This is a genomic window from Kitasatospora cineracea (genome assembly GCF_003751605.1).
GTDB classification, from domain to species: Bacteria; Actinomycetota; Actinomycetes; order Streptomycetales; family Streptomycetaceae; genus Kitasatospora; species Kitasatospora cineracea.
Genome location: NZ_RJVJ01000002.1, coordinates 112,106 through 138,597 on the forward strand (window position 1 = coordinate 112,106; position 26,492 = coordinate 138,597).

Below are 26,492 nucleotides of genomic sequence, written 5' to 3' on the forward strand. Positions count from 1 at the left end.
GGGTCAGCCCGGTCCGCGCCCCGCTGTCAGGCGGTTCTCAGACGGCTTCCAGGATGTCGATCACGAACACCAGCGTGGAGTTCGCCGGGATCGCCCCGCTGGCCTGGTCGCCGTAGCCCAGCGACGGCGGGACGACCAGCAGCACCCGGCTGCCGACGTTTTTGCCGACCAGCCCCTGGTCCCAGCCCTTGATCAGGCTGCCGGTGCCGACCTGCAGGGCCTGCGCGCCGCCGTGGTTCCACGAGGAGTCGAACTGCTTGCCGTCCGACCAGGTCACGCCGGTGTACTGGACCACCAGGGTCTGCCCGCTCTTCACCTCCGGGCCGGTGCCCTTGACCAGCACGTACTGCTGCAGGTCGGTGGGCGGCTGCTGGCCGGAGGGGACGGTGATGGTCGGCGCGGCCTTGCCGTTGTCCTTCACCTGCGGGGCGCCTGCGGGCGGCTGGGTGAGGTCGCCGGGGACGGTGGTGTCCTGCGGCACCGCGCTCATCACGTCCAGCACGAACACCACGGTGTCGTCCTTGCCGACGCCCAGCGCGCTGGAGCCCTGGCTGCCGAACCCGGCGGCCGGCGGGGCCACCACCAGCACCCGGCTGCCGGTCTTCTTCCCCACCACGCTCTGGTCGAAGGCGGGCACCAGCTGCCCGCTGCCCGGCTGGTAGAGCTGCGGCTTGCCGCCGGAGTCGTAGGAGCTGGACAGGTCCTTGCCGCTGGTCCAGTCCTTGACCGTGTAGTTGACGGTCACCCAGTCGTTCTTGTTGACCACCGCCCCGGAGCCCTCGCTCACGGTGCTCACCACGAACTGCCCGGACGGCTGCTGCCCGGCGGGCAGCGTGATCGTCGCCTTCGAGCCGAACTCGCCGGAGACCTCCGGCATCGGCGAGGCGGACGCCACCGGGCTCGGCACCTGCGCCGCGGACGCCGAGGAGGCCGCCGGCGTCGTCGCGGCGGACTTGCCGGAGCCGCCCGAACTGCTGCACCCGGCGAGCAGCGCGACGGTCAGGGGAACGGTGAGCAGGCAGGCGGTTCGACGCATGGCGTCAGCCTATGACCCGATTCGTCCGGTCCGTCGGAGGCGCTCGGCGCGCCCCCGACGGACCGTCACCGGGCCGGCCCGGTCACATCCCGGCGATCAGCTTCTCCACCCGCTCGTCCACCGAGCGGAACGGGTCCTTGCACAGCACGGTGCGCTGCGCCTGGTCGTTCAGCTTGAGGTGCACCCAGTCGACGGTGAAGTCGCGGCGCTGCTCCTGGGCGCGGCGGATGAAGTCGCCGCGCAGCCGGGCCCGGGTGGTCTGCGGGGGCACCGACTTGCCCTGGAAGGTCAGCAGGTCGGTCGTGACCCGCTGGGCCTGGCCGTTCTTCTGCAGCAGGTAGAACAGGCCGCGGCGGCGGTGGATGTCGTGGTAGGCGAGGTCGATCTGGGCGACCCGCGGGTTGGACATGGTCATCTGGTGCTTGGCCCGGTACTTCTCGATCAGCTGGTACTTCATGATCCAGTCGATCTCGGTGCCGACCTTGGCCAGGTCCTCGCTGCGCACCGCCTCCAGGGTGCGGCCCCACAGGTCCAGCACCCGGGCCACGGTGCCCTCGTTGAGGCCCTTGCGGTCGGCGAACTCCAGCGCCTTGGTGTAGTACTCCTCCTGGATCTCCAGGGCGGAGGCCTCCCGGCCGTTGGCGAGCCGGACCTGGTGGGTGCCGGTCAGGTCGTGGCTGACCTCGCGGATCGCCCGGATCGGGTTCTCCAGCGTGAGGTCGCGCATCACCACGCCGGCCTCGATCAGCCGCAGCACCAGGTCGGTGGCGCCGACCTTGAGCAGCGTGGTGGTCTCCGACATGTTGGAGTCGCCGACGATGACGTGCAGCCGCCGGTAGCGCTCGGCGTCGGCGTGCGGCTCGTCCCGGGTGTTGATGATCGGCCGGGAGCGGGTGGTCGCCGAGCTGACGCCTTCCCAGATGTGCTCGGCACGCTGGCTGACGCAGTAGACCGCGCCGCGCGGGGTCTGCAGCACCTTGCCGGCGCCGCAGATCAACTGCCGGGTGACCAGGAACGGGATCAGCACGTCCGCCAGCCGGGAGAACTCGCCGTGCCGGGCCACCAGGTAGTTCTCGTGGCAGCCGTAGGAGTTCCCGGCCGAGTCGGTGTTGTTCTTGAACAGGTAGACGTCGCCGGCGATGCCCTCCTCGTGCAGCCGCCGCTCGGCGTCCACCAGCAGCCCCTCGAGGATCCGCTCGCCGGACTTGTCGTGGGTGACCAGCTCGGTGACGTCGTCGCACTCGGGGGTCGCGTACTCGGGGTGGGAGCCGACGTCGAGGTAGAGGCGGGCGCCGTTCTTCAGGAAGACGTTGCTGCTGCGGCCCCAGGAGACGACCCGGCGGAAGAGGTAGCGGGCCACCTCGTCCGGCGACAGCCGGCGCTGGCCGCGGAAGGTGCAGGTGACGCCGTACTCGTTCTCGATCCCGAAAATTCGACGGTCCATGTGCGACTCTTCTCTGTTCGAAGCTCGGTGGAACCCCTCGGTGGCGGTCGGTGGACCGTCGGGCGGCCCGCTGCCGGCAGCGGGCCGCCCGGTTCGGTCATTCGGTGTCGGCGCCCTCGTCGTTGCCGTCCTCGGCGGCGGCCGACTCGTCGCCGCTGAGCAGCCGGGCCAGCTGGCCGCCCAGGATGCGCTTGAACTTCCGCTGCTGGGGGCGCTTGCGGTCCAGTACGGCGACCTCCAGCTGCTCCGGCGTCATGGTGCGGGGGCTGCCGCCGTTGGGGTCGCGGGCCAGGCCGTCGACCGCCAGCTTGAGCGCCTCGGCCAGGCTCAGCCCGGCCCGGTGGCGCTGGCCGAGGTAGCTGCCGATGGAGTCGGCGTTGCCGCCGACCACCACGGCGTTCTTCTCGTCCACCACCGAGCCGTCGGGGGTGAGCCGGTAGATCTGGTCGTCGGCGTCGGTGCGGCCGACCTCGGCGACGATCAGCTCGACCTCGTAGGGCTTCTCCCCGACCGAGGAGAAGATGGTGCCCAGGGTCTGGGCGTAGACGTTGGCCAGGCCGCGGGCGGTGACGTCGGCCCGGTCGTAGGAGTAGCCGCGCAGGTCGGCGTAGCGGACGCCGCCGATCCGCAGGTTCTCGAACTCGTTGTAGCGGCCGACCGCGGCGAAGGCGATCTTGTCGTAGATCTCGGAGACCTTGTGCAGGGCCCGTGAGGTGTTCTCCGCGACGAACACGATGCCGTCGGCGTAGGTGAGCACGACCACGCTGCGGCCGCGGGCGATGCCCTTGCGGGCGTACTCCGCGCGGTCCGCCATGGCCTGCTGGGGCGAGACGTAGAACGGCGTCGACACCGCCGGTCTCCCTTCGGTGATGTGAGGCGGACTCAGAGGAGCGGGGCCTGCGGCCCGTTGGGGTGCTCGCGGCGCTGGTCGGTGATGGAGACCGCGATCTCGGAGACCTCGTCCTCGGTGAGCCGGCGGAAGCCGTCCTCGGTGATCAGCGTGACGATCGGGAAGATCTTGCGGGCCAGGTCGGGGCCGCCGGTCGCGGAGTCGTCGTCGGCGGCGTCGTACAGCGCCTGGACGGCGAGGGTGGCGGCCTGCTCGCCGGTGAGGCCGTCCCGGTAGAGCTTCTTCATCGAACCGCGGGCGAACACCGAGCCCGAGCCGGTGGCGGCGAAGCCGGCCCGCTCCTCGGAGCGGCCGCCGGTGACGTCGTAGGTGAAGATCCGGCCCCGGCCGAGGTCGAGGTCGTAGCCGGCGAAGACCGGGACGACCGCGAGGCCCTGCATGGCCATCGCCAGGTTGGAGCGGATCATCGTGGTGAGCCGGTTGGCCTTGCCCTCGAAGGAGAGCACGGTGCCCTCGATCTTCTCGTAGTGCTCCAGCTCCAGCTGGAACAGCCGGACCATCTCGACCGCCAGGCCGGCCGTGCCGGCGATGCCGACGGCGCTGTACTCGTCCGCCGGGAAGACCTTCTCGATGTCCCGCTGGGCGATGACGTTGCCCATGGTGGCGCGGCGGTCGCCGGCCAGCACCACGCCGCCGTCGAAGACCGCGGAGACGATGGTGGTGCCGTGCGGCGCCTCGACGGTCATCCCCTCTGGGAGGGGGCGCCGGCCGGGGAGCAGCTGCGGCGCGTGGCTGTCGAGGAAGTCGAGGAACGAGGAGGAGCCGGGGGTGAGGAAGGCGGCCGGCAGACGCCCGGTGCCACTGAGGTTGGCTTCCACACGTGTCCTTCCGGATCGAAGATCGAAAGTTGCTTGGTGCCCCGGACCCTACCCGCTTCCGGGGCCGGTTCCACGCGCTGCGCGCAGGGGTTTGCGGGAACACGAGGCCGCAGGCGCGCTCAGGGCACACCTGCGGCGCTCGTGGTGCTGTTTTCGGTGGCGGAGGGGGTTTCCCCTCTCACTCACCGCCCTTCTGCACGAATCCCCGCACGAAATCCTCGGCGTTGGATTCCAGTACCTCGTCGATTTCGTCGAGTACCGAGTCGACGTCGTCGCTGAGCTTTTCCTGGCGCTCCTTGAGCTCGTCCGAAGCCTGCGTTTCCGCGGCCTGCTCCTCGACCTCCTCGGAGGAGCGGTTGGCCCGCTGCTGGCCGCCGCCGGTGTCCTTCTCCGCCATTTCCCTCACCCCGCTCGTTCGGTGTTCTCGTTCAACGCTGGCTGCTCACCGGAATGATTCCCCGTCCGGGAAACGTTCACCCCCGGTGATCGAAAAGTTACCCGCCGGAGAGGACGCGCACCAGGTCCTCGGCGGTGCGGCACCGGTCCAGCAGGTCCTTCACGTGCGCCCGGGTGCCGCGCAGCGGCTCCATGGTCGGGACGCGCTGGAGGCTGTCGTGGCCGGGCAGGTCGAAGATGACGGAGTCCCAGGAGGCCGCGGCCACGTGGTCGGCGTACTGCTCCAGGCAGCGGCCGCGGAAGTAGGCCCGGGTGTCGTCGGGGGGCTGGGTGACGGCCCGGCGGACGTCCTCCTCGGTGAACAGCCGGTCGAACCGCCCGCGCGCCTCCAGCCGGTTGTACAGGCCCTTGTCGGCCCGCACGTCGCTGTACTGGAGGTCGACCAGCTGGAGCCGGGGGCTGTCCCACTGCAGGGCGTCGCGCTGCCGGTAGCCCTCCAGGATCTCCTTCTTGGCGATCCAGTCGAGCTGCCGGGACAGGCTCATCGGGTCCCGCTCCAGGCGGCCCAGCACGTCCTCCCAGCGGGCCAGCACGTCCATGGTCTGGTCGTCGGCGTCCTGCCCGTAGCGGTCCTCGACGTACTTGCGGGCCAGCTCGCAGTACTCCAGCTGGAGCTGGACGGCGGTCAGCTTGCGGCCGCTGCGCAGCTGGACCAGCTGCTTGAGGTCGGGGTCGTGGGAGACCCGGTGCAGGGTGCGCACCGGCTGGTCGACGGCGAGGTCGACGGCGATGAAGCCGTCCTCGATCATCGACAGGACCAGCGCGGTGGTGCCGAGCTTGAGGTAGGTGGAGATCTCGGAGAGGTTGGCGTCGCCGATGATGACGTGCAGCCGGCGGTACTTCTCGGCGTCGGCGTGCGGCTCGTCCCGGGTGTTGATGATGGGGCGCTTGAGGGTGGTCTCCAGGCCGACCTCGACCTCGAAGTAGTCGGCGCGCTGGCTGATCTGGAAGCCGTGCCCGCCGCCCTCCTGCCCGATGCCCACCCGGCCGGCCCCGCACACCACCTGGCGGGAGACGAAGAACGGGGTGAGGTGGCGGACGATGTCGGCGAACGGGGTGGCCCGCCGCATCAGGTAGTTCTCGTGGGTGCCGTAGGAGGCGCCCTTGTTGTCGGTGTTGTTCTTGTAGAGCAGGATCCGCTGCCCGTTGGGCAGTTCCAGGGCGCGCTCGGCCGCCTCCGCCATGATCCGCTCGCCGGCCTTGTCCCAGAGCACCGCGTCGCGCGGGTTGGTGACCTCGGGCGAGGAGTACTCGGGGTGCGCGTGGTCGACGTAGAACCGGGCGCCGTTGGTGAGGATGACGTTGGCCAGGCCGATGTCCTCGTCGGTGAGCTGGCTGGCGTCCGCCACGTCCCGGGCCAGGTCGAAGCCCCGGGCGTCGCGCAGCGGATTCTCCTCCTCGAAGTCCCAGCGGGCGCGGCGCGCCCGGTGCATCGCCGCGGCGTACGCGTTGACGATCTGGGACGAGGTGAGCATGGCGTTGGCGTTCGGGTGGCCGGGCACGGAGATGCCGTACTCGGTCTCGATCCCCATCACGCGCCGTACGGTCATGCGGCCCTCCTGACCTGTGGGTACTGCTGGGTGCTGCTCGGTACTGCCGGTGCAGACGCGCCGTCCGGCTGCGGTGCCCTGCCGAGCGCCGCAGCCGGACGGGATGGTGCGCGTGCTACAGGTACTGCCCGGTGTTGGCGACGGTGTCGATGGAGCGGCCGGACTCGGCGCCCTGCTTGCCGGTGACGAGGGTGCGGATGAAGACGATCCGCTCGCCCTTCTTGCCGGAGATGCGGGCCCAGTCGTCCGGGTTGGTGGTGTTGGGCAGGTCCTCGTTCTCCTTGAACTCGTCCACGCAGGCGGCGAGCAGGTGGGAGACGCGCAGACCGCGCTGGCCGTGGTCGAGGTAGTCCTTGATGGCCATCTTCTTCGCCCGGTCGACGATGTTCTGGATCATCGCGCCGGAGTTGAAGTCCTTGAAGTACAGGACCTCCTTGTCACCGTTGGCGTAGGTGACCTCCAGGAAGCGGTTCTCCTCGGTCTCCGAGTACATCCGCTCGACCACCGACTGGATCATGGCGGCGACGGTGACCGAGACCGAGCCGTCGTGCTCCTTGAGGTCGTCCGGGTGGAACGGCAGGGTGTCCCTGAGGTACTTGGAGAAGATGTCCCTGGCCGCCTCGGCGTCCGGCCGCTCGATCTTGATCTTGACGTCCAGGCGGCCGGGCCGCAGGATCGCCGGGTCGATCATGTCCTCGCGGTTGGAGGCGCCGATGACGATGACGTTCTCCAGGCCCTCCACGCCGTCGATCTCGGCGAGCAGCTGCGGGACGATGGTGTTCTCCACGTCCGAGCTGACGCCGGAGCCGCGGGTGCGGAACAGCGACTCCATCTCGTCGAAGAAGACGATGACGGGCGTGCCCTCGCTCGCCTTCTCCCGGGCCCGCTGGAAGACCAGGCGGATCTGCCGCTCGGTCTCGCCGACGTACTTGTTGAGCAGCTCGGGGCCCTTGATGTTCAGGAAGTAGCTCTTGCCCTGCGGCCGGCCGGTCACCTCGGCGACCTTCTTGGCCAGCGAGTTGGCCACCGCCTTGGCGATCAGCGTCTTGCCGCAGCCGGGCGGGCCGTAGAGCAGGACGCCCTTGGGCGGCCGGAGCTCGTACTCCTTGAACAGGTCCGCGTGCAGGTACGGGAGCTCGACCGCGTCCCGGATCTGCTCGATCTGGCCGGCCAGGCCGCCGATCTGCCGGTAGTCGATGTCCGGGACCTCCTCGAGGACAAGCTCCTCGACCTCGGCCTTCGGCACCACCTCGTACACGTAGCCGGAGCGGGGCTCCAGCAGCAGCGCGTCGCCCGCCCTGATCGTGACGCCGTGCAGCGGTTCGGCGAGCCGGACCACCCGCTCCTCGTCGGTGTGGCCGACGACCAGCGCGCGGTCGCCGCCCTCCAGCACCTCCTTGAGCGTGACGATCTCGCCGATCCGCTCGAACGCCATCGCCTCGACGACGTTCAGCGCCTCGTTGAGCATCACCTCCTGGCCGCGGCGCAGCTCGTCCAGCTCGACGCCGGGGCTGACGTTGACCCGGAGCTTGCGGCCGCCGGTGAAGATGTCGGCGGTGCCGTCCTCGTTCTTCTCGAGGAAGGTGCCGAATCCGGCCGGCGGCTGCGCGAGCCGGTCGACCTCCTCCTTGAGGGCCACGATCTGGTCGCGGGCCTCGCGGAGCGTGGAGACGAGCCGCTCGTTCTGGGCGGTCACGCCGGCCAAGCTGGTCTGGAGCTCGACGATCCGCTCCTCAAGAACCCTTGAGCTGCGCGGAGAATCGGCGAGCCTGCGCCGCAGGACGGCGATCTCCTGCTCGAGGTACGAGACCTGTGCGGCCTCGTCGGACCCCCGTGCGGGCCTGCCGGCGCTGCGGTCGTAGTCGTCATCGTGGGCTGCCACGGTCCTCACCTCCTCCTGGGGGAGCTGGACGACCCAAACCTACCTGGCACCAGGGTCATGTAAACCCCTAGATCAGAAAGATGGATCGGGCGTGTCCGATGTCCGCCCCGCTCGCTTCCCCTCTGGTACAGGAGATGCCCACCGCTCAACGGTTCAAAGCAGCGCGGATGTATCGTGACAGGAATGTCCCCGAATGCGGGGCGACGAGCGCAGAAACGGCAGGGGCAATGGCGGGCACGGGCGAGGCACTCGAAGTCTGGATCGACCAGGATCTGTGCACCGGCGACGGCATCTGCGCGCAGTACGCGCCCGAGGTCTTCGAGCTCGACATCGACGGACTGGCCTATGTGAAGGGCGAGGACGACGAACTGCGCCAGCAGCCGGGCCAGAGCGTGCCGGTGCCGCTGACGCTCCTTCAGGACGTGGTGGACTCGGTCAAGGACTGCCCCGGCGACTGCATCCACGTCCGCCGCGCGGCGGACGGCGTCGAGGTCTACGGGCCGGACGCCGAGTAGCGCCGGGGCGGCCGCCGAGGGGCCGTCAGGCGCCCTGCACGGAGCTCTTGGTCTCGGTCTTCGTCCACGCCCCGCCGGAGCGCTTCCAGGTCAGCTCGACCTCCAGGTCGGGCGAGAAGCGCGGCACGTCCGGCGAGGAGTAGCCGCGGGCCCGGCCGCGGATCGACCCGTCGCTGCGGATCGCCAGTTCGGTGACGGTCAGGCCCTCGCCGTCCGGCAGCAGGGCGACCGGCGTGCCGTCCGCGCCGACCAGGAACACGCCGTCCGGCGGGGTGCCCATGTCGGCCTGGCAGTGCGCGGCGGCGACGGTCAGCGGCTTCCCGTCCAGCACCGCGGAGGTCTTCAGGCTCACCGCGACCGGGAACGGCCCGCACTCCAGCGGCAGCCTCACCTTGCTCAGGTCCGCCTCAGGGGCCGGTTCGGGGGCCGGCGCCGCGACCGGGTCGCCGGCCGGCTGACCGGCCGTCACCGCCCCGGTCGCCGAGGTCGCCCCCAGCGCCCCGCCCACCACCGCGGCGCAGCCCGCCGCGACCAGCACCCAGTGCTTCAACCCCGAGCGCGCGTGCCCGGGTATCCGACGCTCCGTCACCACGAGACTCCCCTTTCCGGTCCGCGCATCCTTCCACACCGGCCCGGGGTTCGAGCAGCCCGGGGGCGCGGGGCGGGAGGCGCCGAACGGAAGGATCGCGGCGGACGGCAATGGCTTGCCGTCCGCCGCGATCCCTTCTGCGGGTGCGCCTACTGCCGCTCTCCCTAGGGGAGTTCCCGCGCGTCGTGCGAGGCGGCCTCGCGCTGCGCCTTGCGGATCGCGGCGCGCTCGGCGAGCGTCAGTTCGCTCTCCGGGCCGGTCTCGTAGTCCTCGCCGTAGGAGCCCTTGGCGGGGCGGCGGCGGCGCAGCGGGGGCTCGACGCCGTCGGCGAGGCGGCGGGCGGTGAGCAGGAAGCCGGTGTGGCCGATCATCCGGTGGTCCGGGCGGACGGCCAGGCCCTCGAGGTGCCAGGTGCGGACCATGGTCTCCCAGGCCTGCGGCTCGGTGAAGGTGCCGTGCTCGCGCAGCGCCTCGACGGTGCGCGACATCTGGGTGGTGGTGGCCACGTAGCAGCAGATCAGGCCGCCGGGGACGAGCGCCTTGGAGGCGACGTCCAGGCACTCCCAGGGGGCGAGCATGTCGAGGATGACGCGGTCGACGTCGGTCTCGACCAGGTTGTCCTGGAGGTCGCCGACGGTGAGCTTCCAGGCCGGGTGCGGGCCGCCGAAGTAGCGCTCGACGTTGCCCTTGGCGATGTCGGCGAAGTCCTGCCGGCGCTCGTAGGAGGCGAGCGAGCCGGTGTCGCCGACGGCGCGCAGCAGGTAGGTGGAGAGGGCGCCGGAGCCGACGCCCGCCTCGACCACCCGCGCGCCGGCGAAGATGTCGGCCATGGCCAGGATCTGCCCCGCGTCCTTGGGGTAGATCACGGCCGCGCCGCGCGGCATGGACAGGACGTAGTCGGGGAGCAGGGGGCGCAGCGCGAGGTACGGGACGTTGCCCGTCGTGCGGACGACCGTGCCCTCGGGAGCGCCGATCAGCTCGTCGTGCGGGAACATACCCTTGTGGGTGTGGAACTGGTTCCCGGCCTGGAGCGTGAACGTGTAGTGGCGGCCCTTGGGGTCGGTCAGCTGGACCTGGTCCCCGACCTTGAAGGGCCCGCGTCGGCGGGCGGCACCGGTCGGTTCGGACATGGGGGCCATCCTACGGGAGCCGGAGGGCTGCCCCCGACCACATGATCAGTTCGCGCCCGCGGCCCGGCCCTGGAGCGCGGCGGTGAGCTTGCGCTCCAGGTCGGTGAGGGAGAGCACGCCGTAGACCGTGCCGTCCGGGCGGACCACCAGGTACTCGGTGGCGGGGGCGCGGCGCAGCGTGTCGAGGATCTGCTCGCCGGCCAGGTCGACGGGGACGGTGAGGCCGGGTTCGAGGTCGCGGGAGACGGCGGTGACGGCGACCCAGGGGCGGCGGTGCTCGGGGACGGCGCTGACCGCGGACTCCTTGACCACGGCGATCGGCTCGCCGCGGCCGTCGACCACCACGATCGCCCCGGCGTGCGCCTCGCGGGCCCGGCGCATGGCCTCGCCGAGCGGGGTGTCGGCGGGGACGTCGATGCTGCGGCGGGCCATCTCGCGGACCTTGAGCCGGGGCAGCACCTCCTTGAGGCGGGCGTTGCGCAGCGAGTTGCCGGCGCCCTGCCAGATGATGAAGCCGAGGACGGCGGCGAGCACGCCGTCGACCATGGCCTCGGTGGTGGAGCGCTCGATGTCCTGGGAGGAGCTGAAGATCGGCAGGCCGAGGACGACGGCGACGGCCAGGGCGCGGCCGACCCAGACGGCGGCCAGGGTGCCCTTCATCGGGTTGCCGGTGAGGGCCCAGACGACGGCGCGCAGCATCCGGCCGCCGTCCAGCGGGAGGCCGGGCAGCAGGTTGAAGGCGGCGACGACCAGGTTGGAGACCATCAGTCCGGCGAGCAGCACGCCGGGGACGGTGGCGGGTTCGACGGCGCGCAGGCCGAGCCAGAAGGCGCCGCCGAGCAGCAGCGAGAGCAGCGGGCCGACGAAGGCGAGCCAGAACTCGCGCCAGGGCCGGTCGGCCTCCTTCTCGATCTCGGAGACGCCGCCGAGGAACTGGAGCTGGATCCGGCGCACGCCGAGCTTGTAGCGCAGCCCGACGACGGTGTGGGCGAGTTCGTGGACCAGGACGGAGCCGTAGAAGGCGACGGCGAAGGAGAAGGCCAGCAGGTAGCGGGTGGCTCCGAGGTCGGGCAGGACGTCGGCGAGGCGGCTGCCGAAGATCCAGGTGATCAGGGCGGCGACCAGGAACCAGGACGGGGTGACGTAGACGGGCACGCCGAACGGACGGCCCATCAGGATGCCGCCGCGCGGCTGGTCGTCGGGCTTCGGCTTCGGCCTCTCCGGTGCCCGCCCCTCGGTGTCGTTCACCGTGCTCCTCTCTAGCCGTCCGCTGGTGCCCCGTACGCTACGTGATCTCCGGCCCGGAACGGCGCTGGCCCCGCTCTCCCCCTTGCTCTTACCCAGCTCTTCGACCCGTTCGCCCCTGCTGCCGGTCCGGTGCAATAGGGTCGTGGCATGCAGCAGACCGACCCCCCGCCCGTTCCGCGTCCGGCCGCCCGGCCGACCGGGCTGTCGCCGTCCCGGGCGGGCGACTTCATGACCTGCCCGCTGCTGTACCGGCTGCGGGTGATCGACCGGTTGCCGGAGCCGCCGAGCGCGGCCGCGACCCGGGGGACGCTGGTGCACGCCGTGCTGGAGCGGCTGTTCGACCACCCGGCGGCCGAGCGCACGCCGGAGCGGGCGCTCGGGCTGCTGGGCCCGCAGTGGGAGCGGTTGCTGGGGGAACGGCCGGAGCTGGCGGAACTGTTCCCGGGCGAGCCGGAGAAGTTGGCGGACTGGCTGGCGGACGCCGAGAAGCTGGTGCGCCGCTGGTTCCGGCTGGAGGACCCGACCCGGCTGCACCCGGTGGAGCGGGAGCTGTACGTGGAGACCGCGCTGGCCTCGGGGCTGCTGCTGCGCGGGTACATCGACCGGGTGGACGTCGCGCCGTCCGGCGAGGTGCGGCTGGTGGACTACAAGACCGGCCGGGCGCCCTCGCGGGACTTCGAGGGCAAGGCGATGTTCCAGATGAAGTTCTACGCGCTGGTGGTGTGGCGGTGGAAGGGCGTGGTCCCCAAGCGCCTGCAGCTGGTGTACCTGGGCGGCGGCGGGGACGTGGTGACGTACGACCCGGACGAGGCCGACCTGCTCGCGGTGGAGCGCAAGCTGGAGGCGCTGTGGGAGGCGATCTCGGCGGCGGTGGCCACCGGTGACTTCCCGGCGACCCGCAACCGGCTGTGCGACTGGTGCGACCACCAGGCGTCCTGCCCGGAGTTCGGCGGCACTCCCCCGCCGTACCCGCTGCCCCTGGCTACTGAGACCATTCCTGGCAAGGAGTCGTAGGTGACGATCCGTGTGCTGCTGGTGGACGACCAGCCGCTGCTGCGTACCGGTTTCCGGATGATCCTGGAGGCGGAGTCCGACCTGGTGGTGGTCGGCGAGGCGGGCGACGGGCAGCAGGCGCTGGACCAGGTCCGCGCGCTGCAGCCGGACGTGGTGCTGATGGACATCCGGATGCCGCGGATGGACGGCGTGGAGGCGACCCGGCGGATCTCCGGGCCGGACCGGGACGGCCCGGCGAAGGTGCTGGTGCTGACCACCTTCGACCTGGACGAGTACGTGGTGGAGGCGCTGCGCGCGGGCGCCAGCGGCTTCCTGCTGAAGGACGTGCCGGCCGAGGAGCTGGTGCAGGCGATCCGGGTGGTGGCGGACGGCGCGGCGATGCTGGCCCCGTCGGTGACCCGCCGGCTGCTGGACATGTACGCCACCAAGCTGCCCTCCGGCGACGAGGCGCCGCCGCAGGCGCTGACGGTGCTGACCGAGCGCGAGGTGGAGGTGCTGCGGCTGGTGGCGCGCGGGCTGTCGAACGCGGAGATCGCCGCCGAGCTGTTCGTCTCGGAGACCACGGTGAAGACGCACGTGGGCCACGTGCTGACCAAGCTGCAGCTGCGCGACCGGGTGCAGGCGGCGGTGTACGCGTACGAGAGCGGCCTGGTGCGCCCGGGCGCGCTGTAGTCCGTCCGACGCCGGAGAACGCCGAACGGCCCGTCACCCCCTCGGGGGCGGCGGGCCGTTCGGCTGCGCTCGGTGCTCCGGCGGATCGTTACTTCGCGGTGCGGCCGATCTCCCAGAACCGGAACACGCCGGTGTTGTCCACGGTGGAGTCCACGCCGGTGATGGCGGGCTGGTACACGTAGAAGGACTTGTTCTGGAACAGCGGGACCATCGGGACGGCGTCGGCCAGGATCTTCTGGATCTGGTCGTAGGCGCCGCCGCCGGAGCGGTCGGTGAGCTTGATGGAGTCCGGCACCAGCTTGTCGCTGATCTGCGGGTTGTCCCAACCGTTGTGGTAGGCGCCGCCGTTGACCACCAGCGGGCTGATGTAGTCGTCCGCGTCGGCGTAGTCGGGGGTCCAGCCGACGGTGTACGCCTGGTAGCTGCCGTTCTTCCAGCCGGCCTGGTAGGCGGTCCAGTCGGCCTCCTGCTGGACGGTGACCTGGAACAGGCCGCCGTTCTCCAGCTGCTGCTTGACCGACTCCAGTTCGGCGGCGCCGGCCCGGGCCCGGGACCAGGTCAGGGTGAGCTTGACCGGGGTGGCGACGTGCGCGTTGGCGAGGATCCGCTTGGCCTTGGCCGGGTCGGGCTCGCCGTACTTGTCGAAGAAGGCGGTGGTGTGGCCGGCGATGCCCGCCGGGACGACCGAGTACAGCGGCTGCACGGTGCCCGCGTACACGTCGTGGGCGAGCGCCTTGCGGTCGACCAGCTGGGCGGCGGCCTGCCGGACGGCCTGGTTGCCGCCGGTCTCGTCCTTGGTGTTGAAGACCAGGTAGCGGGTGTCGCCGGAGGCGCCCTCGGCGACCCGGAGCTTGCCGGTGCCGGCCAGGTCGTCGCTCTTGATCTGGGCGGCCGCGGCCGGGTCGAGGCTGTTGTCGGTGAGGTCGACCTCGCCGCTGTCCAGGGCGGACTTCAGCTGCTCGGGCTTGTCGAAGTAGCGCACCGTGAACTTGCTGTTCAGCAGGTTGGCGGTGCCCTGGTAGTTCGGGTTGGCGCTGAGCGCGATCCTGCTGGGCGCCTTGCCGTTCATCTCGACCGAGTCGATCTTGTACGGGCCGGAGCCGACCAGCGAGCCGTTGCCGAGCAGCTTGTCGGCCGGGAACACCTGGTGGTCGACGATCGCGCCGGCCGCCGAGGCCAGCTTGGCCGGGAGCACCGCGTCGGGGCTCTCCAGGTGGAAGGTCACGTCGCGGTCGCCGGAGGTCTCCACCGAGGCGATGGTGGACAGCAGCGGGCCGGGGCCGGACGGGTCGGCGATCTTCTTGACCCGGTCGACGGAGAACTTGACGTCCGCGGCGGTCAGCGGGTGCCCGTTGGAGAACTTCAGGCCGCTGCGCAGCTTGCAGGTGTAGGTGAGCGCGTCGGAGCCGGTGAACTGGCAGGACTCGGCGGCGTCGGGCTGCGGCTCGGTCGCGCCGGCCGGGAAGCTCAGCAGCGACTGGAAGGCGTTGTTGAGGACCAGCCAGGAGCCCGCGTCGTAGGCGCCGGCCGGGTCGAGCACGCTGGTCACGCTGGTGGTGCCCATGGTGATCGCCGTGCTGCCGCCACCGCCGGCGACCTTCTCGACGGAGGCGCAGCCCGCGGCCGTGGTGGCGACGAGAGCGGCACAGCTGAGCACGGCCAGGCGGTTGGGCGTCGTCATGCGGGGTGGTCTTCCTCACTGCGTGCGGCCGGCTGTCGCCGGTGCCCGCCGCCCGGCGCCGGGGTGGGGCGGGGCCGCGGGTCTGCTGCGGCCGCGGGCCCGTTCTCCCGGGTTTCCGGTGGTGGGCGGCGCGGCACGGGGACTGAACGGGAGTTAGCGTGCCACATCGCTTCCGGTCGCTCACCGAGGGTTCGAACGGTGGTCGCGCGGGGTTCGGACGATCTTGTCCGGGCAGCCGACGAGTTGTCAGCCAATGCCCGTTTTCACCCGCGGCGGCGGACACGTTCCGCATACCACCGGACGCGGAACGAAACCGGCAAAGGCCGCGGGGGAGACGAACCTCACACCCGGGCACCGGCCAGGGTGCGCAGCAGGCCGAGGTCGACCTGCTCCAGCGAGGGCAGCACCAGGCGGCCCGGGGCGGGCTCGATCGCGGCGATGGAGGGGACGGCGATGACCGGGCAGCCGGCCGCCTCGGCGGCGGCGACGCCGGTGGGGGTGTCCTCGACGACCACGCAGCGGGCCGGTTCGGCGCCCAGCCGGGCGGCGGCGGTCAGGTAGGGATCGGGGTGCGGCTTGGTGCGGGCGACCTCGTCGCCGGCCACCGTGAAGGCGAAGTGCTGGGCGCCCAGGCTGCGCAGCACGATGTCGATGATGTGCCGGTGCGAGGCGGAGACCAGCGCGGCCGGGACGCCGTGCGCGGCCAGCGTGTTGAGCAGCCGCTCGGCGCCGGGCATCAGCGGGACGCCGCCGGCCAGCAGGTCGACGAAGCGCTGGTTGATCAGGACGGTCAGCTCGGCCGGGCTGAGGGTGACCGCGGTGCGGGTGATCAGGTAGTCGATCACCCGGCTCATCGGGCCGCCGACCACGTGGGTGCGGTCCTCGGCGGTGAGCCGGTGGCCGAGTTCGGCGAACAGGTCGACCTCGGCCTGCCACCAGAAGTCCTCGGTGTCGACCAGGGTGCCGTCCATGTCGAGCAGGACGGCCTGCAGGCCGCTGTCCTCGCCGTCTCCGCCGATGCGGACCGGGGTCGAGACCGTCGTCATGCGCGCCGTCCTTCCGGGTGGGTGGCCGGGCGCGGACGCGTCCGGGGATGGCACGGGCCGGCCCGCCAGGCCTCGCCCGGCCGGTCTTGTCGGATCAGCGCGCGGCGTCGGGCGCCCGGCTGGGAGTGCCGGCGGAACGCCCTCGTACTGGGTGTACTTGGGTGTTTCGCCGGTGCTTCCAGCCGGGATGCCCGACGCCGCGCGCTGATCCGACAAGACCGGCCGGGCGAGGCCCAGCTGCGGACCGGCCCGTTCAGGATCATCAAGGATACGCCCGCCCGGTCGGATTGCACCGGACGGCGGTGCGGCGAACGGATGATCCCCGGTTGAAGACTTACCGCGCGTTGAAGTACTTGGCCTCGGGGTGGTGCAGCACGATGGCGTCGGTGGACTGCTCGGGGTGCAGCTGGTACTCCTCGGAGAGGATCACGCCGACCCGCTCGGGCTTGAGCAGCTCGGCGATCTTGGCCCGGTCCGACAGCTCGGGGCAGGCGCCGTAGCCGAGCGAGAAGCGGGCGCCGCGGTACTTGAGCGCGAACATGTCCCGGACGTCCTGCGGGTCCTCGTCGCCGAAGCCCAGCTCGTAGCGGACCCGGGCGTGCCAGAACTCGGCCAGAGCCTCGGCCAGTTGGACGGACAGGCCGTGCAGTTCGAGGTAGTCGCGGTAGGAGTTGCCGGCGAACAGCTCGTTGGCGGCCTCGGAGATCCGGTTGCCCATGGTGACCACCTGCAGGCCGACCACGTCGCGCTCGCCGGACTCCTCCGGGCGGAAGAAGTCGGCCAGGCACAGGCGGCGGCCGCGGCGCTGGCGCGGGAAGGTGAAGCGGGTCAGCTCGGAGCCGTCCTCGCGGTACAGGATCAGGTCGTCGCCCTTGGAGTTGGCCGGGTAGTAGCCGTAGACCACGGCGGGCTCCAGCCAGCCCTCGGTCTGCAGGCGGTCCAGCCAGCCGCGCAGCCGCGGGCGGCCCTCGGTCTCCACCAGCTCCTCGTAGCTCGGACCGCCGCTGCGCCCGCCCTTGAGGCCCCACTGGCCCTTGAACAGGGCGTCCTCGTCCAGCCAGGAGGCGTAGTCCTGGAACGGGACGCCCTTGATGATCCGGTCGCCCCAGAACGGCGGGGTCGGGACCGGGTTGTCGACGGACACGTCGGAGCGGATCTGGCCGAGGTTGGCCTCCTCCGGCTCCTCGACCTCGACCCGGGCGTGCCGGCGCTTGCGCAGCTCGGGCAGGGCGGCGCCGGGGACGCCGCGCTTGATGCCGATCAGCGCGTCCATCAGGCGCAGGCCCTCGAAGGCGTCCCGGGCGTAGCGGACCTCGCCGTCGTAGATCTCGTGCAGGTCCTGCTCGACGTAGGCGCGGGTGAGGGCGGCGCCGCCGAGGATCACCGGGTAGTCGGCGGCCAGCGCGCGCTGGTTGAGCTCCTCCAGGTTCTCCTTCATGATCACCGTGGACTTGACCAGCAGGCCGGACATGCCGATCACGTCGGCCTTGTGCTGCTGGGCGGCCTCCAGGATCGCCGAGACCGGCTGCTTGATGCCCAGGTTGACCACGTTGTAGCCGTTGTTGGACAGGATGATGTCGACCAGGTTCTTGCCGATGTCGTGCACGTCGCCCTTGACGGTGGCCAGCACGATGGTGCCCTTGCCCTCGCTGTCGGCCTTCTCCATGTGCGGTTCGAGGTGCGCGACGGCGGCCTTCATCACCTCGGCGGACTGCAGCACGAACGGCAGCTGCATCTCGCCGGAGCCGAACAGCTCGCCGACCACCTTCATGCCGGACAGCAGCGTGTCGTTGATGATCTCCAGCGCGGGGCGCTCGGTCAGCGCGGCGTCCAGGTCGGCCTCCAGGCCGTTGCGTTCGCCGTCGATGATCCGGCGCTGCAGGCGCTCCTCGAGCGGGAGGGCGGCCAGCTCCTCGGCCTTGGACGCGGCGGAGGAGGCCGCGGAGACGCCCTCGAACAGCTGGAGCAGCTTCTGCAGCGGGTCGTAGCCCTCGGCGCGGCGGTCGTAGACCAGGTCGAGGGCGGTCTGCCGGCGGTCCTCCGGGATCCGGTTCATCGGGAGGATCTTGGCGGCGTGCACGATCGCCGAGTCCAGGCCGGCCTCCACGCACTCGTGCAGGAACACCGAGTTGACCACCTGGCGGGCGGCCGGGTTGAGGCCGAAGGAGATGTTCGACAGGCCGAGGGTGGTCTGCACGTCCGGGCGGCGGCGCTTGAGCTCGCGGATCGCCTCGATGGTCTCGATGCCGTCGCGGCGGGACTCCTCCTGGCCGGTGGCCAGGGTGAAGGTCAGGCAGTCGACCAGGATCGAGCCCTCGTCGATGCCGTACTCGCCGGTGAGCTGGTCGATCAGGCGCTCGGCGATGGCGACCTTGGTCTCGGCGGTGCGGGCCTGGCCCTCCTCGTCGATGGTCAGCGCGATCAGGCCGGCGCCGTGCTCGCGGGCCAGCGCGGCGATCTTCCCGAACCGGGTGTCGGGGCCGTCGCCGTCCTCGTAGTTGACCGAGTTGAGCACCGCGCGGCCGCCGAGCATCTCCAGGCCGGCCTTGAGCACCGGCGGCTCGGTGGAGTCCAGCACGATCGGCAGGGTGGAGGCGGTGGCCAGCCGGCCGGCGATCTCCCGCATGTCGGCGACGCCGTCGCGGCCGACGTAGTCGACGCACAGGTCGAGCAGGTGGGCGCCCTCGCGGATCTGCTCGCGGGCGATCTCCACGCAGGTCTGCCAGTCCGCGGCGAGCATCGCCTCGCGGAACTTCTTCGAGCCGTTGGCGTTGGTGCGCTCGCCGATCGCCAGGTAGGAGGTGTCCTGCCGGAACGGCACCGCCTGGTACAGCGAGGCCGCGGACGCCTCCGGCCGCGGGTTGCGCGCCGTGATCGGCAGGCCCTGGACCCGTTCGACCACCTGCCGCAGGTGCTCGGGGGTGGTGCCGCAGCAGCCGCCGACCAGGGCCAGGCCGTAGTCGCGGACGAAGCCCTCGTGCGCGTCGGCGAGCTCCTCGGGGCTGAGCGGGTAGTGCGAGCCGTCCTTGGTGAGCACCGGCAGGCCGGCGTTCGGCATGCAGGAGAGGCCGACCTTGGCGTTCTTCGCCAGGTAGCGCAGGTGCTCGCTGTACTCCTCGGGGCCGGTGGCGCAGTTCAGGCCGATGAAGTCGATGCCCAGCGGTTCGAGCGCGGTCAGCGCCGCGCCGATCTCCGAGCCCAGCAGCATGGTGCCGGTGGTCTCCACGGTGACCTGGGCGAGGATCGGCAGGCTCACGCCCGCCTCGGCCAGGGCCGCCTGGCAGCCCAGCACGGACGCCTTGGTCTGCAGCAGGTCCTGGCTGGTCTCGATCAGCAGCGCGTCGACGCCGCCCGCGATCAGGCCGGCCGCGTTCTGCCGGAAGCCCTCGCGGACCACCTCGAAGGTGGTGTGGCCGAGCGTCGGCAGCTTGGTGCCGGGGCCCATCGAGCCGAGCACCCAGCGGGTGCGGCCGTCCTTCGCGGTGAAGGTGTCGGCCACCTCGCGGGCGAGCCGGGCGCCCGCCTCGGACAGCTCGAAGATCCGCTCGGGGACGTCGTACTCGCTCAGCGCCCAGTGGTTGGCGCCGAAGGTGTTGGTCTCCACGCAGTCCACGCCGACCGCGAAGTACGCCTCGTGCACCGAGCGCACGATGTCGGGGCGGGTGACGTTCAGGACCTCGTTGCAGCCCTCGAGCTGCTGGAAGTCCTCCATCGTCGGCTCCTGCGCCTGGAGCATGGTGCCCATCGCCCCGTCGGCCACCACGACTCGGGTGGCGAGGGCCTCGCGCAGGGCGTCGGCGCGGTCCTGCTGGGCGGACGTGGGTACAACGGTGGCCATGTGGCTGCTCCCTGAGTGCGACGGCTGTCGGCTATGCGGCCCCACCTGGACCGGGGACGCACCCGGCCAGGGTATCGGTCCCACCGGGGCGGAGCGGAACCCGTTCCGCATCCTGGGCGTCCTTGTCCACCGGAAGGGAGCACGATCATGCCCACTTCGGAGGAACAGAGCCGGTGGCAGCGCGCCGCGCACGCCCTACGAGCGTCCGAATGGCGGACACTCCCGGGCCGGGCGCGCCGCCGCTGGCGCGGGCGGACCCGCTGGAGCCGGCGCCGCCGCGTCCTCACCGTGCTCACCGCGGCGCTCGTCCTGCTGGTGGTGCCGGTGCTCGGCGCCGCGGCCGCACTGCGCTGGGAGTACGCCGGCGAACCGGCCGCGGACGCCCGCACCCGCGGCAAGGACGCCATCTGGCTCGGCCACGCCTGGGTCGACGGGCGGCGCACCCCGGAGGAGCTGACCTCGCTCGCCGCGAAGGTGCGCAGCACCGGCATCCACGACCTGTACGTGCACACCGGGCCGCTGGAGCACGACGGCTCGCTCGACCCGGCGCTGGCGCCCGGCGCGGCGGACTTCCTGGCCCGGGCGCACGCGGCGATGCCCGGGGTGCGGATCCAGTCCTGGCTGGGGGACGTGGTCGCCCCCGAGAAGGTCGGCCTGCACCTGGACCGCGCCGACGTCCGGGACCGGATCACCGCCTCCGCGCAGCAGGTCCTCGACCTGGGCTTCGACGGCGTCCACTTCGACCTGGAGCCCGTGCACTCCGGCTCGGCCGGGTTCCTCGCCCTGCTCGACCAGGTGCACGCGCTGACCGCCGCCCGCTCGGTGCCGCTGTCCATCGCCGCCCCGCAGATCGATCCCGTCCCCGGGCTGGGCCGGGTCACCTTCGCGCTCAGCGACCACGGCAAGTACTGGTCGGCCGGGTACTTCGCGGCGGCGGCCCGGCGGGTCGACCAGGTCGCGGTGATGTCGTACGACACCTCGATGCCGGTCGAGTCGCTGTACGGCGGCTACGTCGCCCGGCAGACCTCGCTGGCCCTCGCCAACACCCCGCCCGGCGTCGACCTGCTGATGGGCCTGCCCGCGTACTGGGCGGACACGCCCACGCACCGGGGCGACGCCGAGACGGTCCGCGCGGCGGTCCGCGGGGCCCGGCTGGGCCTCGGCGCGGGCGGACGGCAGAACTTCGGGCTCGCGCTGTACGTGGACTTCGCGGCGACGCCGGACCACTGGGCGGCGTACCGGGACGGCTGGTGCAACTAGGTTGCGGAAGCAGGGGCGCGGGGAACTGCGCGCGGCGGAGGAGCACGTCAGCGAGGTCGCGGGATAGTGCAAGGCACTGTCCTGCGAAGCGATCTGGCTGTGGGTGCTCGGTTGGCCGCGCAGTTCCCCGCGCCCCTGTCGGTGCGCTCTCTGGGCGGTGCGTTCTCTGGTCGGTGCGCTCTCTGTCGGTGCGTTCTCTGGTCGGTGTGCTTTCTGTCGGTGCGCTCTAGCGGAGCCAGGCGGCGGTGTCGGGGGGGAGGTGGCCGTCCGTCAGGGGGCCGGAGGTGAGGAGGGGTTCGCCGTCGAGCGGGAGCGGCGAGGGGGAGAGGTTGACCAGGCAGCGGATGTCGCCGCGGTGGAAGGCGAGGACGTTCTCGGGGGCGTCCTCGTCCCAGTGGAAGGGGCCGCCGAGTTCGTGGCGGAGCCGGAAGGCCCGGCGGTAGAGGGTCAGCATGGAGGCCGGGTCCTCGCCCTGGGCCTCGGCGGTGAGGGCGGCCCAGTCGAGCGGTTGCGGCAGCCAGGGGGCCTTGCCGTCCCGGGTGAAGCCGTACGGCGGGTGGGCGCCCTCCCAGGGCAGCGGGACGCGGCAGCCGTCGCGGCCGGGGTCGGTGCCGCCCGAGCGGAAGTGCATCGGGTCCTGGAGGGTGTCCAGCGGCAGGTCCTCGACCTCGGGCAGGCCCAGTTCCTCGCCCTGGTAGAGGTAGAGGGCTCCGGGCAGGGCCAGGGTGAGCAGGGCGGCGGCCCGGGCGCGGCGGCGGCCGAGTGCCAGGTCGGTGGGGGTGCCGAAGGTCTTGGTGGCGAACTGGAAGCGGGTGTCCTCGCGGCCGTACCGGGTGACGGTGCGGGTGACGTCGTGGTTGGCCAGGACCCAGGTGGCGGGGGCGCCGACGGGGGCGTGCGCGGCGAGCGTGGTGTCGATGGACTCGCGCAGTGCGGCGGCGTCCCAGGGGCGGGCCAGGAAGTCGAAGTTGAACGCGGTGTGCATCTCGTCCGGGCGCAGGTAGCGGGCGAAGCGTTCGGCGTCGGAAACCCAGATCTCGCCGATCAGGACGCGCGGCGGGCTGTAGGAGTCGGCGACGGCGCGCCAGCTGCGGTAGATGTCGTGCAGGTCGTCGCGGTCGACGTAGGGGTGCGGGCGGCCGGGTTCGACGTCGGCGAGGTCGGGGTCCTTGGTGAGCAGGCCGGCGGAGTCGATGCGGACGCCGGCGGCGCCGCGGTCGAACCAGAACGCGAGGATGTCGAGGTGTTCCTGCCGGACCGCGGGGTGGTCCCAGTTGAGGTCGGGCTGGGCGGCGGCGAACAGGTGCAGGTACCACTGGCCGTCGGGGAGGCGGGTCCAGGGGCAGCCGCCGAACTCGGACTTCCAGTCATTGGGCGGGAGTTCGCCGTCGGCGCCGCGGCCGGGCCGGAAGTGGAAGAGGTCGCGTTCGGGGCTGCCGATGCCGGCGGCCAGCGCGGCCCGGAACCACGGGTGCTGGTCGGACACGTGGTTGGGGACGATGTCGACGATCGTCCGCAGGCCCAGGGCGGCGGCCTCCTCGATGAGCTGCTCGGCCTCGGCGAGGGTGCCGAAGAGGGGGTCCACGCCCCGGTAGTCGGCCACGTCGTAGCCGCCGTCGGCCATCGGGGAGGGGTACCAGGGATTGAACCAGATGGCGTCCACGCCGAGTTCGGCGAGGTACGGCAGTTTCGCGCGCACTCCGGCGAGATCCCCGATGCCGTCGCCGTTGCCGTCGGCGAAACTGCGCGGGTACACCTGGTAGATCGCCGCGTTCCGCCACCACTGCTCTGACACGGTCAGGGTTTCCTTTCAGAAGGTTGTCGGTCCGGGGGTCGTCGGGCGGGGCTCAGCCCTTGAGGCTGCCCGCGGTGAGACCGGCCATGATGTTGCGTTGGAAGACCAGGAACAGGGCGATGGTCGGGATCGAGGCCAGGAACAGGCCGGCGATCAGGGTGTTCTGCGGCATCGAGGTGGCCGCGGTGTTGACGCCGACGTTGAGCGTCTCGTGCTCGGGCACGGTGATCAGCGGCCACAGGAAGTCCTTCCAGACCGCGACCAGGCCGAAGATCGACACCACGCCGAGGATCGGCCGGGACAGCGGCAGGACCACCGACCAGAGCGTGCGCAGCGGTCCGGCGCCGTCGATGGCGGCGGCGTCCAGCAGCTCGTTCGGGATGGAGTCGAAGAACCGCTTGAGCAGGAAGACGTTGAACGCGTTGGCCACGGTGGGGAGCCAGATCACCCACGGGGTGTTCATCAGGTTCCAGTGCACCAGCGGCAGGTCGAGCACCGTCAGGTACTGCGGGATCACCAGGGCGGCGGCCGGGATCATCATCGAGGCCAGCATCATGCCGAGGATCACGTTGCCGAGGACCGGGCGCAGTTTGGACAGCGAGTAGGCGGCGGCGACGCAGAAGGTCAGCTGGAGCAGCAGGGCGCCGCCCGCGTAGACGACGGTGTTCAGCAGCAGCTGGGCCATCCCGAGCCGGTCCCAGGCCTCGGTGAAGGCGTGGGTGCTGGGGTGGGAGGGGATGATCGTGGGCGGGGTCTGGACGAGTTCCTGGGAGGACTTGAAGCCGCCGGTGGCCATCCAGTAGAGCGGGCCGACGAAGACCAGGGTGGCGATGGCCAGGGTCAGCACCAGGACGGTCCAGTAGGCGCGGCGGCCGCCCGGCTGGTTCAGCCGGACCGGGGAGATCAGGGTGCGGGTGGCGCTGCTTCGGACGGTCTTGCTCATCGTCACTCCTCCCCGCCCCGGCGCTCCAGCCACAGGTAGACGGCGGAGAAGGCGCCCAGTACCAGCAGCAGGACGACGCCCAGTGCGGCCGCGGTGTTGAACTTGTCGAAATTGAACGCGTAGTTGTAGAGCATGTAGACCACGGTGGTGGTCGAGCCCTGGGGGCCGCCGCCGGTGAGGACGAAGGACTCGGTGAACATCTGCATGGTGGCGACGACCTGCAGCATCAGCATCAGCGAGAGGATCAGCCGGGTCTGCGGGATGGTGACGTGCCAGATCCGGCGCAGCACGCCGGCGCCGTCGAGTTCGGCGGCCTCGTAGAGCTCGCCGGGGATGCTCTGCAGGGCGGCCAGGTAGACCAGGGTGGCGCTGCCCATGTTGGCCCAGGTGGAGACGAGGACCAGGGAGAGCATCGCGGTGTCCGGCGAGGTCAGCCAGGACGAGGTGGGCAGGTGCAGGAACTCCAGGATCTGGTTGAACAGGCCGTAGCCGGGGTCCATGAAGTACTTGAACAGCAGGATGCCCGCGACCGGGGGCAGCATCACGGGCAGGTAGACCAGGATCCGCAGGTAGCCCTGGGCGTGCCGGAACTCGTTGACCACCAGGGCGGTGACGAAGGGGGCGAAGAAGCCGAAGAACAGGGCGATGCCGGTGAACTCGAAGGTGTTCTTCCAGGCCGGCCAGAACTCCGGGTCGGCGAAGATCTGCCGGAAGTTGTCGAACCCCACCCAGTGGGTCTCGCCGTAGCGGACCTTCTGGAAGGACATGACGATCTCACGGACCATCGGGTACCAGGTGAACAGCGCGAAGCAGAGCAGTGCGCCGATCAGGAAGGCGTGGGCCCGCAGGTTGCGGGCGACCGCCCGGCGCAGTGCGCCCGGCGTCCGGCCGGGGTTGCGGTCGCGGCTGCGGACCGCTTCGGCGTCGGGGCGACCGCGGGTCAGTGCGGTGGTCATGGTGGTGACTCCTCGTCAGGTGGCCGGCCACCGGCCGGGCCGCGGGAGGCTGCGGCCCGGCCGGTGGCGCGGGGTCACTGGTTGGCCAGGATCTGGTTGGCCTGGGACTCGGCGGTGGCGAGCACGCTGTCGAGGTTCGCGTTGGCGTCGGTCATCGCGGCCGACATCGCGGTGTCGAGGATCTTGTAGAGCTGCTGCGCGGCCGGGGGCTCGGTGACGGACTTGGTGGGGTTCTTGACGTACGGGTCGTAGTTGCTCAGCGGCAGGTTGCCGTTGGTCTTCAGCGACTCGGTGATGGCCTGGATCTGCGCCGACTCGGCGGACCAGAAGTAGGGCTGCGGGACGGCGATCGCCACCGGGTCCTTGCTGCTGCCGGCCAGGGTCTTGGCGCGGGCGAAGTTGAACTGGCCGGAGTCCGGGGTCTGGTACTGGAAGTTGATCCAGGCGATCTCGGCCTTGATCTGGTTCGGGGTCTGGCCCTTCTTGATGTAGTAGAGGTCGCCGCCGCCGAGGCTGTTGCCGGGGCCGGTGGCGCCGGGCATCGGGCCGAGGCCGTACGCCTTGGCGTCGGCGCCGAGGACCTCGATCAGGTGCTTGACGACGTCGGGGGCGCCCAGGAACATGCCGACCTTGCCGGTGGCCAGCGGCGGGAAGGCGTCGGCCCACTGGGTGACCGGGGTGGCGCCGATGCTCTGGTCGGTGAAGCGCATGTCGTGCAGGCGCTTGAGGACCTGCTTGCCCTCGGCCGAGTTGAACGCGGCCTTCTTGCCGTCGTCGGTGACCATCTTGCCGCCGAGGCTGTAGAGCTCGGAGGTGAAGTGCCAGCCGCCGGTGTTGCCGCCGGAGTAGTCCTCGTAGCCGCTGATGCCGTTGCCGAGCGCGGCGATCTTCTTCGCGGCGGCCTGCACCTCGTCCCAGGTGGTCGGCGGCTTGTCGGGGTCGAGGCCGGCCTGCTTGAACAGGTCGCGGTTGTAGATCAGGCCGGTGGTGTAGTAGTTGATCGGCAGGGCGTAGACCTTGCCGTCCACCGTCATGTTGTCCTTGACGGACGGCAGCATCGAGGAGAAGCCGGGCAGCGTCTCGTCGTTGACGTACTTGGTGATGTCCTGGGCGTCGCCCGAGTTGAGGGTGGCGTCGCGGTCGGTGAAGTAGGCGTGGAACGCGCCGGTCTCGTTGTGCGCCTTGTACTGCGCGGTCTGCTGGGCCGGGACCTCGCACTGGCCGACGTACGGCTTGGCGTTGATGGTGACGTTCGGGTACTTCGTCTTGAACAGTGCCAGGTCGTCGGCGTAGTTGGCCTTGCCGGCCGCCTGGTCCGCGCCCGGGGCGCAGTCGATGGAGATGGTGACGGTCGCGTTCGGGTCGAGCGGCTTGCCGTCCGCCACCCCGGCGGCGGCGTCCGTCTTGCTGTCGGAGGAGCCGCTGCTGCACGCGGCGGTGGTCAGCAGCATGCCCGCGGCGAGGGCGACAGCCGCCATCCTGCTCGATCTGTTCAGCTTCATGCGTGTACCCCATGGGTGGGAGAGGTTTCGGAAGAGGCCGGGACGAAAACCGACGTGTGAGGAACGTAGGTCCTTGAACCACTTCACGCAAGAGGTTGACGAGAAAGTGAAAAGTTACGACTGAGCATCGACGGGTGGATGCCGCCCCGGATGCCGCCCCGCGCCGGGCAGAACCCGGCCTCGACCTGCTTGCAGACATCCTTGCCG

At 71.1% G+C, this 26,492-nt stretch carries 21 protein-coding genes; 4 read left to right on the forward strand and 17 right to left on the reverse strand.

What is annotated here, in order from left to right:
* Positions 1–37: 37 nt before the first annotated feature.
* The 7 genes from EDD39_RS27045 to arc all read right to left on the reverse strand — a co-directional run bounded on the left by EDD39_RS27045 (position 38) and on the right by arc (position 8,096).
* Positions 38–1,036 (reverse strand): FKBP-type peptidyl-prolyl cis-trans isomerase, encoded by a 999-nt coding sequence (locus EDD39_RS27045; RefSeq protein WP_123561108.1) that lies wholly within the window; start codon positions 1,034–1,036, stop codon positions 38–40.
* 82 nt (positions 1,037–1,118) lie between these two features.
* The gene (gene pafA, locus EDD39_RS27050; RefSeq protein ID WP_030458364.1) at positions 1,119–2,480 is read right to left on the reverse strand and encodes a Pup--protein ligase; all 1,362 of its coding nucleotides are present in this window, start codon (positions 2,478–2,480) and stop codon (positions 1,119–1,121) included.
* Between the two features lie 97 nt (positions 2,481–2,577).
* Positions 2,578–3,330 (reverse strand): proteasome subunit alpha, encoded by a 753-nt coding sequence (prcA, locus tag EDD39_RS27055; RefSeq protein WP_123561110.1) that lies wholly within the window; start codon positions 3,328–3,330, stop codon positions 2,578–2,580.
* Between the two features lie 32 nt (positions 3,331–3,362).
* Positions 3,363–4,208 carry a proteasome subunit beta gene (gene prcB / locus EDD39_RS27060; protein ID WP_123561112.1) on the reverse strand — a complete coding sequence of 282 codons (846 nt, stop codon included), beginning with the start codon at positions 4,206–4,208 and terminating at the stop codon, positions 3,363–3,365.
* 178 nt (positions 4,209–4,386) lie between these two features.
* Entirely contained in the window at positions 4,387–4,605 is a 219-nt protein-coding gene (locus EDD39_RS27065; protein WP_030458361.1) for a ubiquitin-like protein Pup, read from the reverse strand.
* Positions 4,606–4,702: 97 nt separating this feature from the next.
* A complete protein-coding gene (gene dop / locus EDD39_RS27070; RefSeq protein ID WP_123561115.1) occupies positions 4,703–6,214 on the reverse strand; it encodes a depupylase/deamidase Dop in 1,512 nt (503 codons plus the stop codon).
* Between the two features lie 115 nt (positions 6,215–6,329).
* Positions 6,330–8,096, reverse strand: a complete 1,767-nt coding sequence (arc, locus tag EDD39_RS27075) for a proteasome ATPase (RefSeq protein WP_123561117.1) — start codon at positions 8,094–8,096, stop codon at positions 6,330–6,332.
* Between the two features lie 227 nt (positions 8,097–8,323).
* Here arc and EDD39_RS27080 point away from each other — a divergent pair, with 227 nt between their 5' ends.
* The gene (locus EDD39_RS27080) at positions 8,324–8,611 is read left to right on the forward strand and encodes a ferredoxin (protein WP_030458358.1); all 288 of its coding nucleotides are present in this window, start codon (positions 8,324–8,326) and stop codon (positions 8,609–8,611) included.
* 25 nt (positions 8,612–8,636) lie between these two features.
* On the opposite strand, the gene EDD39_RS27085 is transcribed toward EDD39_RS27080, so the two are convergent.
* From EDD39_RS27085 to EDD39_RS27095, 3 genes are all read right to left on the reverse strand, one after another.
* Positions 8,637–9,200: a hypothetical protein gene (locus EDD39_RS27085; protein ID WP_148089535.1), complete on the reverse strand. Its 564-nt coding sequence runs from the start codon at positions 9,198–9,200 to the stop codon at positions 8,637–8,639.
* A 164-nt stretch (positions 9,201–9,364) separates the two neighbouring features.
* Complete coding sequence (locus tag EDD39_RS27090; protein ID WP_123561121.1) at positions 9,365–10,330, reverse strand: tRNA (adenine-N1)-methyltransferase; 966 nt, start codon at positions 10,328–10,330, stop codon at positions 9,365–9,367.
* Positions 10,331–10,375: 45 nt separating this feature from the next.
* Complete coding sequence (locus tag EDD39_RS27095) at positions 10,376–11,578, reverse strand: site-2 protease family protein (protein ID WP_123561123.1); 1,203 nt, start codon at positions 11,576–11,578, stop codon at positions 10,376–10,378.
* 147 nt (positions 11,579–11,725) lie between these two features.
* Between EDD39_RS27095 and EDD39_RS27100 the strand changes: the two genes are divergently transcribed.
* On the forward strand, positions 11,726–12,592 hold the full coding sequence (locus tag EDD39_RS27100) for a RecB family exonuclease (RefSeq protein WP_123561126.1): 867 nt from the start codon (positions 11,726–11,728) through the stop codon (positions 12,590–12,592).
* On the forward strand, positions 12,593–13,264 hold the full coding sequence (locus EDD39_RS27105) for a response regulator (RefSeq protein WP_123561128.1): 672 nt from the start codon (positions 12,593–12,595) through the stop codon (positions 13,262–13,264). It begins immediately after the preceding gene.
* Positions 13,265–13,352: 88 nt separating this feature from the next.
* Here the strand turns inward: EDD39_RS27105 and EDD39_RS27110 are convergent, their stop codons facing one another.
* The 3 genes from EDD39_RS27110 to metH all read right to left on the reverse strand — a co-directional run bounded on the left by EDD39_RS27110 (position 13,353) and on the right by metH (position 19,829).
* Complete coding sequence (locus EDD39_RS27110) at positions 13,353–14,945, reverse strand: ABC transporter substrate-binding protein (protein ID WP_123561130.1); 1,593 nt, start codon at positions 14,943–14,945, stop codon at positions 13,353–13,355.
* Between the two features lie 341 nt (positions 14,946–15,286).
* Positions 15,287–15,991 (reverse strand): HAD family hydrolase, encoded by a 705-nt coding sequence (locus EDD39_RS27115; RefSeq protein WP_123561132.1) that lies wholly within the window; start codon positions 15,989–15,991, stop codon positions 15,287–15,289.
* 334 nt (positions 15,992–16,325) lie between these two features.
* Entirely contained in the window at positions 16,326–19,829 is a 3,504-nt protein-coding gene (metH, locus tag EDD39_RS27120; RefSeq protein ID WP_123561134.1) for a methionine synthase, read from the reverse strand.
* Positions 19,830–19,976: 147 nt separating this feature from the next.
* Between metH and EDD39_RS27125 the strand changes: the two genes are divergently transcribed.
* The gene (locus tag EDD39_RS27125) at positions 19,977–21,089 is read left to right on the forward strand and encodes a glycoside hydrolase family 18 protein (RefSeq protein WP_123561136.1); all 1,113 of its coding nucleotides are present in this window, start codon (positions 19,977–19,979) and stop codon (positions 21,087–21,089) included.
* 226 nt (positions 21,090–21,315) lie between these two features.
* Here the strand turns inward: EDD39_RS27125 and EDD39_RS27130 are convergent, their stop codons facing one another.
* The 4 genes from EDD39_RS27130 to EDD39_RS27145 form a co-directional block, all read right to left on the reverse strand.
* On the reverse strand, positions 21,316–22,884 hold the full coding sequence (locus EDD39_RS27130; RefSeq protein WP_123561138.1) for a glycoside hydrolase family 13 protein: 1,569 nt from the start codon (positions 22,882–22,884) through the stop codon (positions 21,316–21,318).
* Between the two features lie 52 nt (positions 22,885–22,936).
* Positions 22,937–23,827, reverse strand: coding sequence for a carbohydrate ABC transporter permease (locus EDD39_RS27135; protein WP_162870224.1), 891 nt, complete (start codon positions 23,825–23,827; stop codon positions 22,937–22,939).
* A 2-nt stretch (positions 23,828–23,829) separates the two neighbouring features.
* Positions 23,830–24,783, reverse strand: coding sequence for a carbohydrate ABC transporter permease (locus tag EDD39_RS27140; protein ID WP_123561142.1), 954 nt, complete (start codon positions 24,781–24,783; stop codon positions 23,830–23,832).
* Positions 24,784–24,857: 74 nt separating this feature from the next.
* A complete protein-coding gene (locus tag EDD39_RS27145; RefSeq protein WP_244257313.1) occupies positions 24,858–26,261 on the reverse strand; it encodes an ABC transporter substrate-binding protein in 1,404 nt (467 codons plus the stop codon).
* Positions 26,262–26,492 lie beyond the last annotated feature (231 nt).

Excerpts from the sequence above, each read along its gene's own strand:
- EDD39_RS27045 (WP_123561108.1), bottom strand. The coding sequence starts at position 1,036 with ATGCGTCGAACCGCCTGCCTGCTCACCGTTCCCCTGACCGTCGCGCTG.
- pafA (WP_030458364.1), bottom strand. The coding sequence starts at position 2,480 with ATGGACCGTCGAATTTTCGGGATCGAGAACGAGTACGGCGTCACCTGC.
- EDD39_RS27065 (WP_030458361.1), bottom strand. The coding sequence starts at position 4,605 with ATGGCGGAGAAGGACACCGGCGGCGGCCAGCAGCGGGCCAACCGCTCC.
- dop (WP_123561115.1), bottom strand. The coding sequence starts at position 6,214 with ATGACCGTACGGCGCGTGATGGGGATCGAGACCGAGTACGGCATCTCC.
- EDD39_RS27080 (WP_030458358.1), top strand. The coding sequence starts at position 8,324 with ATGGCGGGCACGGGCGAGGCACTCGAAGTCTGGATCGACCAGGATCTG.
- EDD39_RS27090 (WP_123561121.1), bottom strand. The coding sequence starts at position 10,330 with ATGTCCGAACCGACCGGTGCCGCCCGCCGACGCGGGCCCTTCAAGGTC.
- EDD39_RS27100 (WP_123561126.1), top strand. The coding sequence starts at position 11,726 with ATGCAGCAGACCGACCCCCCGCCCGTTCCGCGTCCGGCCGCCCGGCCG.
- EDD39_RS27110 (WP_123561130.1), bottom strand. The coding sequence starts at position 14,945 with ATGACGACGCCCAACCGCCTGGCCGTGCTCAGCTGTGCCGCTCTCGTC.
- EDD39_RS27115 (WP_123561132.1), bottom strand. The coding sequence starts at position 15,991 with ATGACGACGGTCTCGACCCCGGTCCGCATCGGCGGAGACGGCGAGGAC.
- metH (WP_123561134.1), bottom strand. The coding sequence starts at position 19,829 with ATGGCCACCGTTGTACCCACGTCCGCCCAGCAGGACCGCGCCGACGCC.
- EDD39_RS27125 (WP_123561136.1), top strand. The coding sequence starts at position 19,977 with ATGCCCACTTCGGAGGAACAGAGCCGGTGGCAGCGCGCCGCGCACGCC.
- EDD39_RS27135 (WP_162870224.1), bottom strand. The coding sequence starts at position 23,827 with ATGAGCAAGACCGTCCGAAGCAGCGCCACCCGCACCCTGATCTCCCCG.
- EDD39_RS27140 (WP_123561142.1), bottom strand. The coding sequence starts at position 24,783 with ATGACCACCGCACTGACCCGCGGTCGCCCCGACGCCGAAGCGGTCCGC.
- EDD39_RS27145 (WP_244257313.1), bottom strand. The coding sequence starts at position 26,261 with ATGGCGGCTGTCGCCCTCGCCGCGGGCATGCTGCTGACCACCGCCGCG.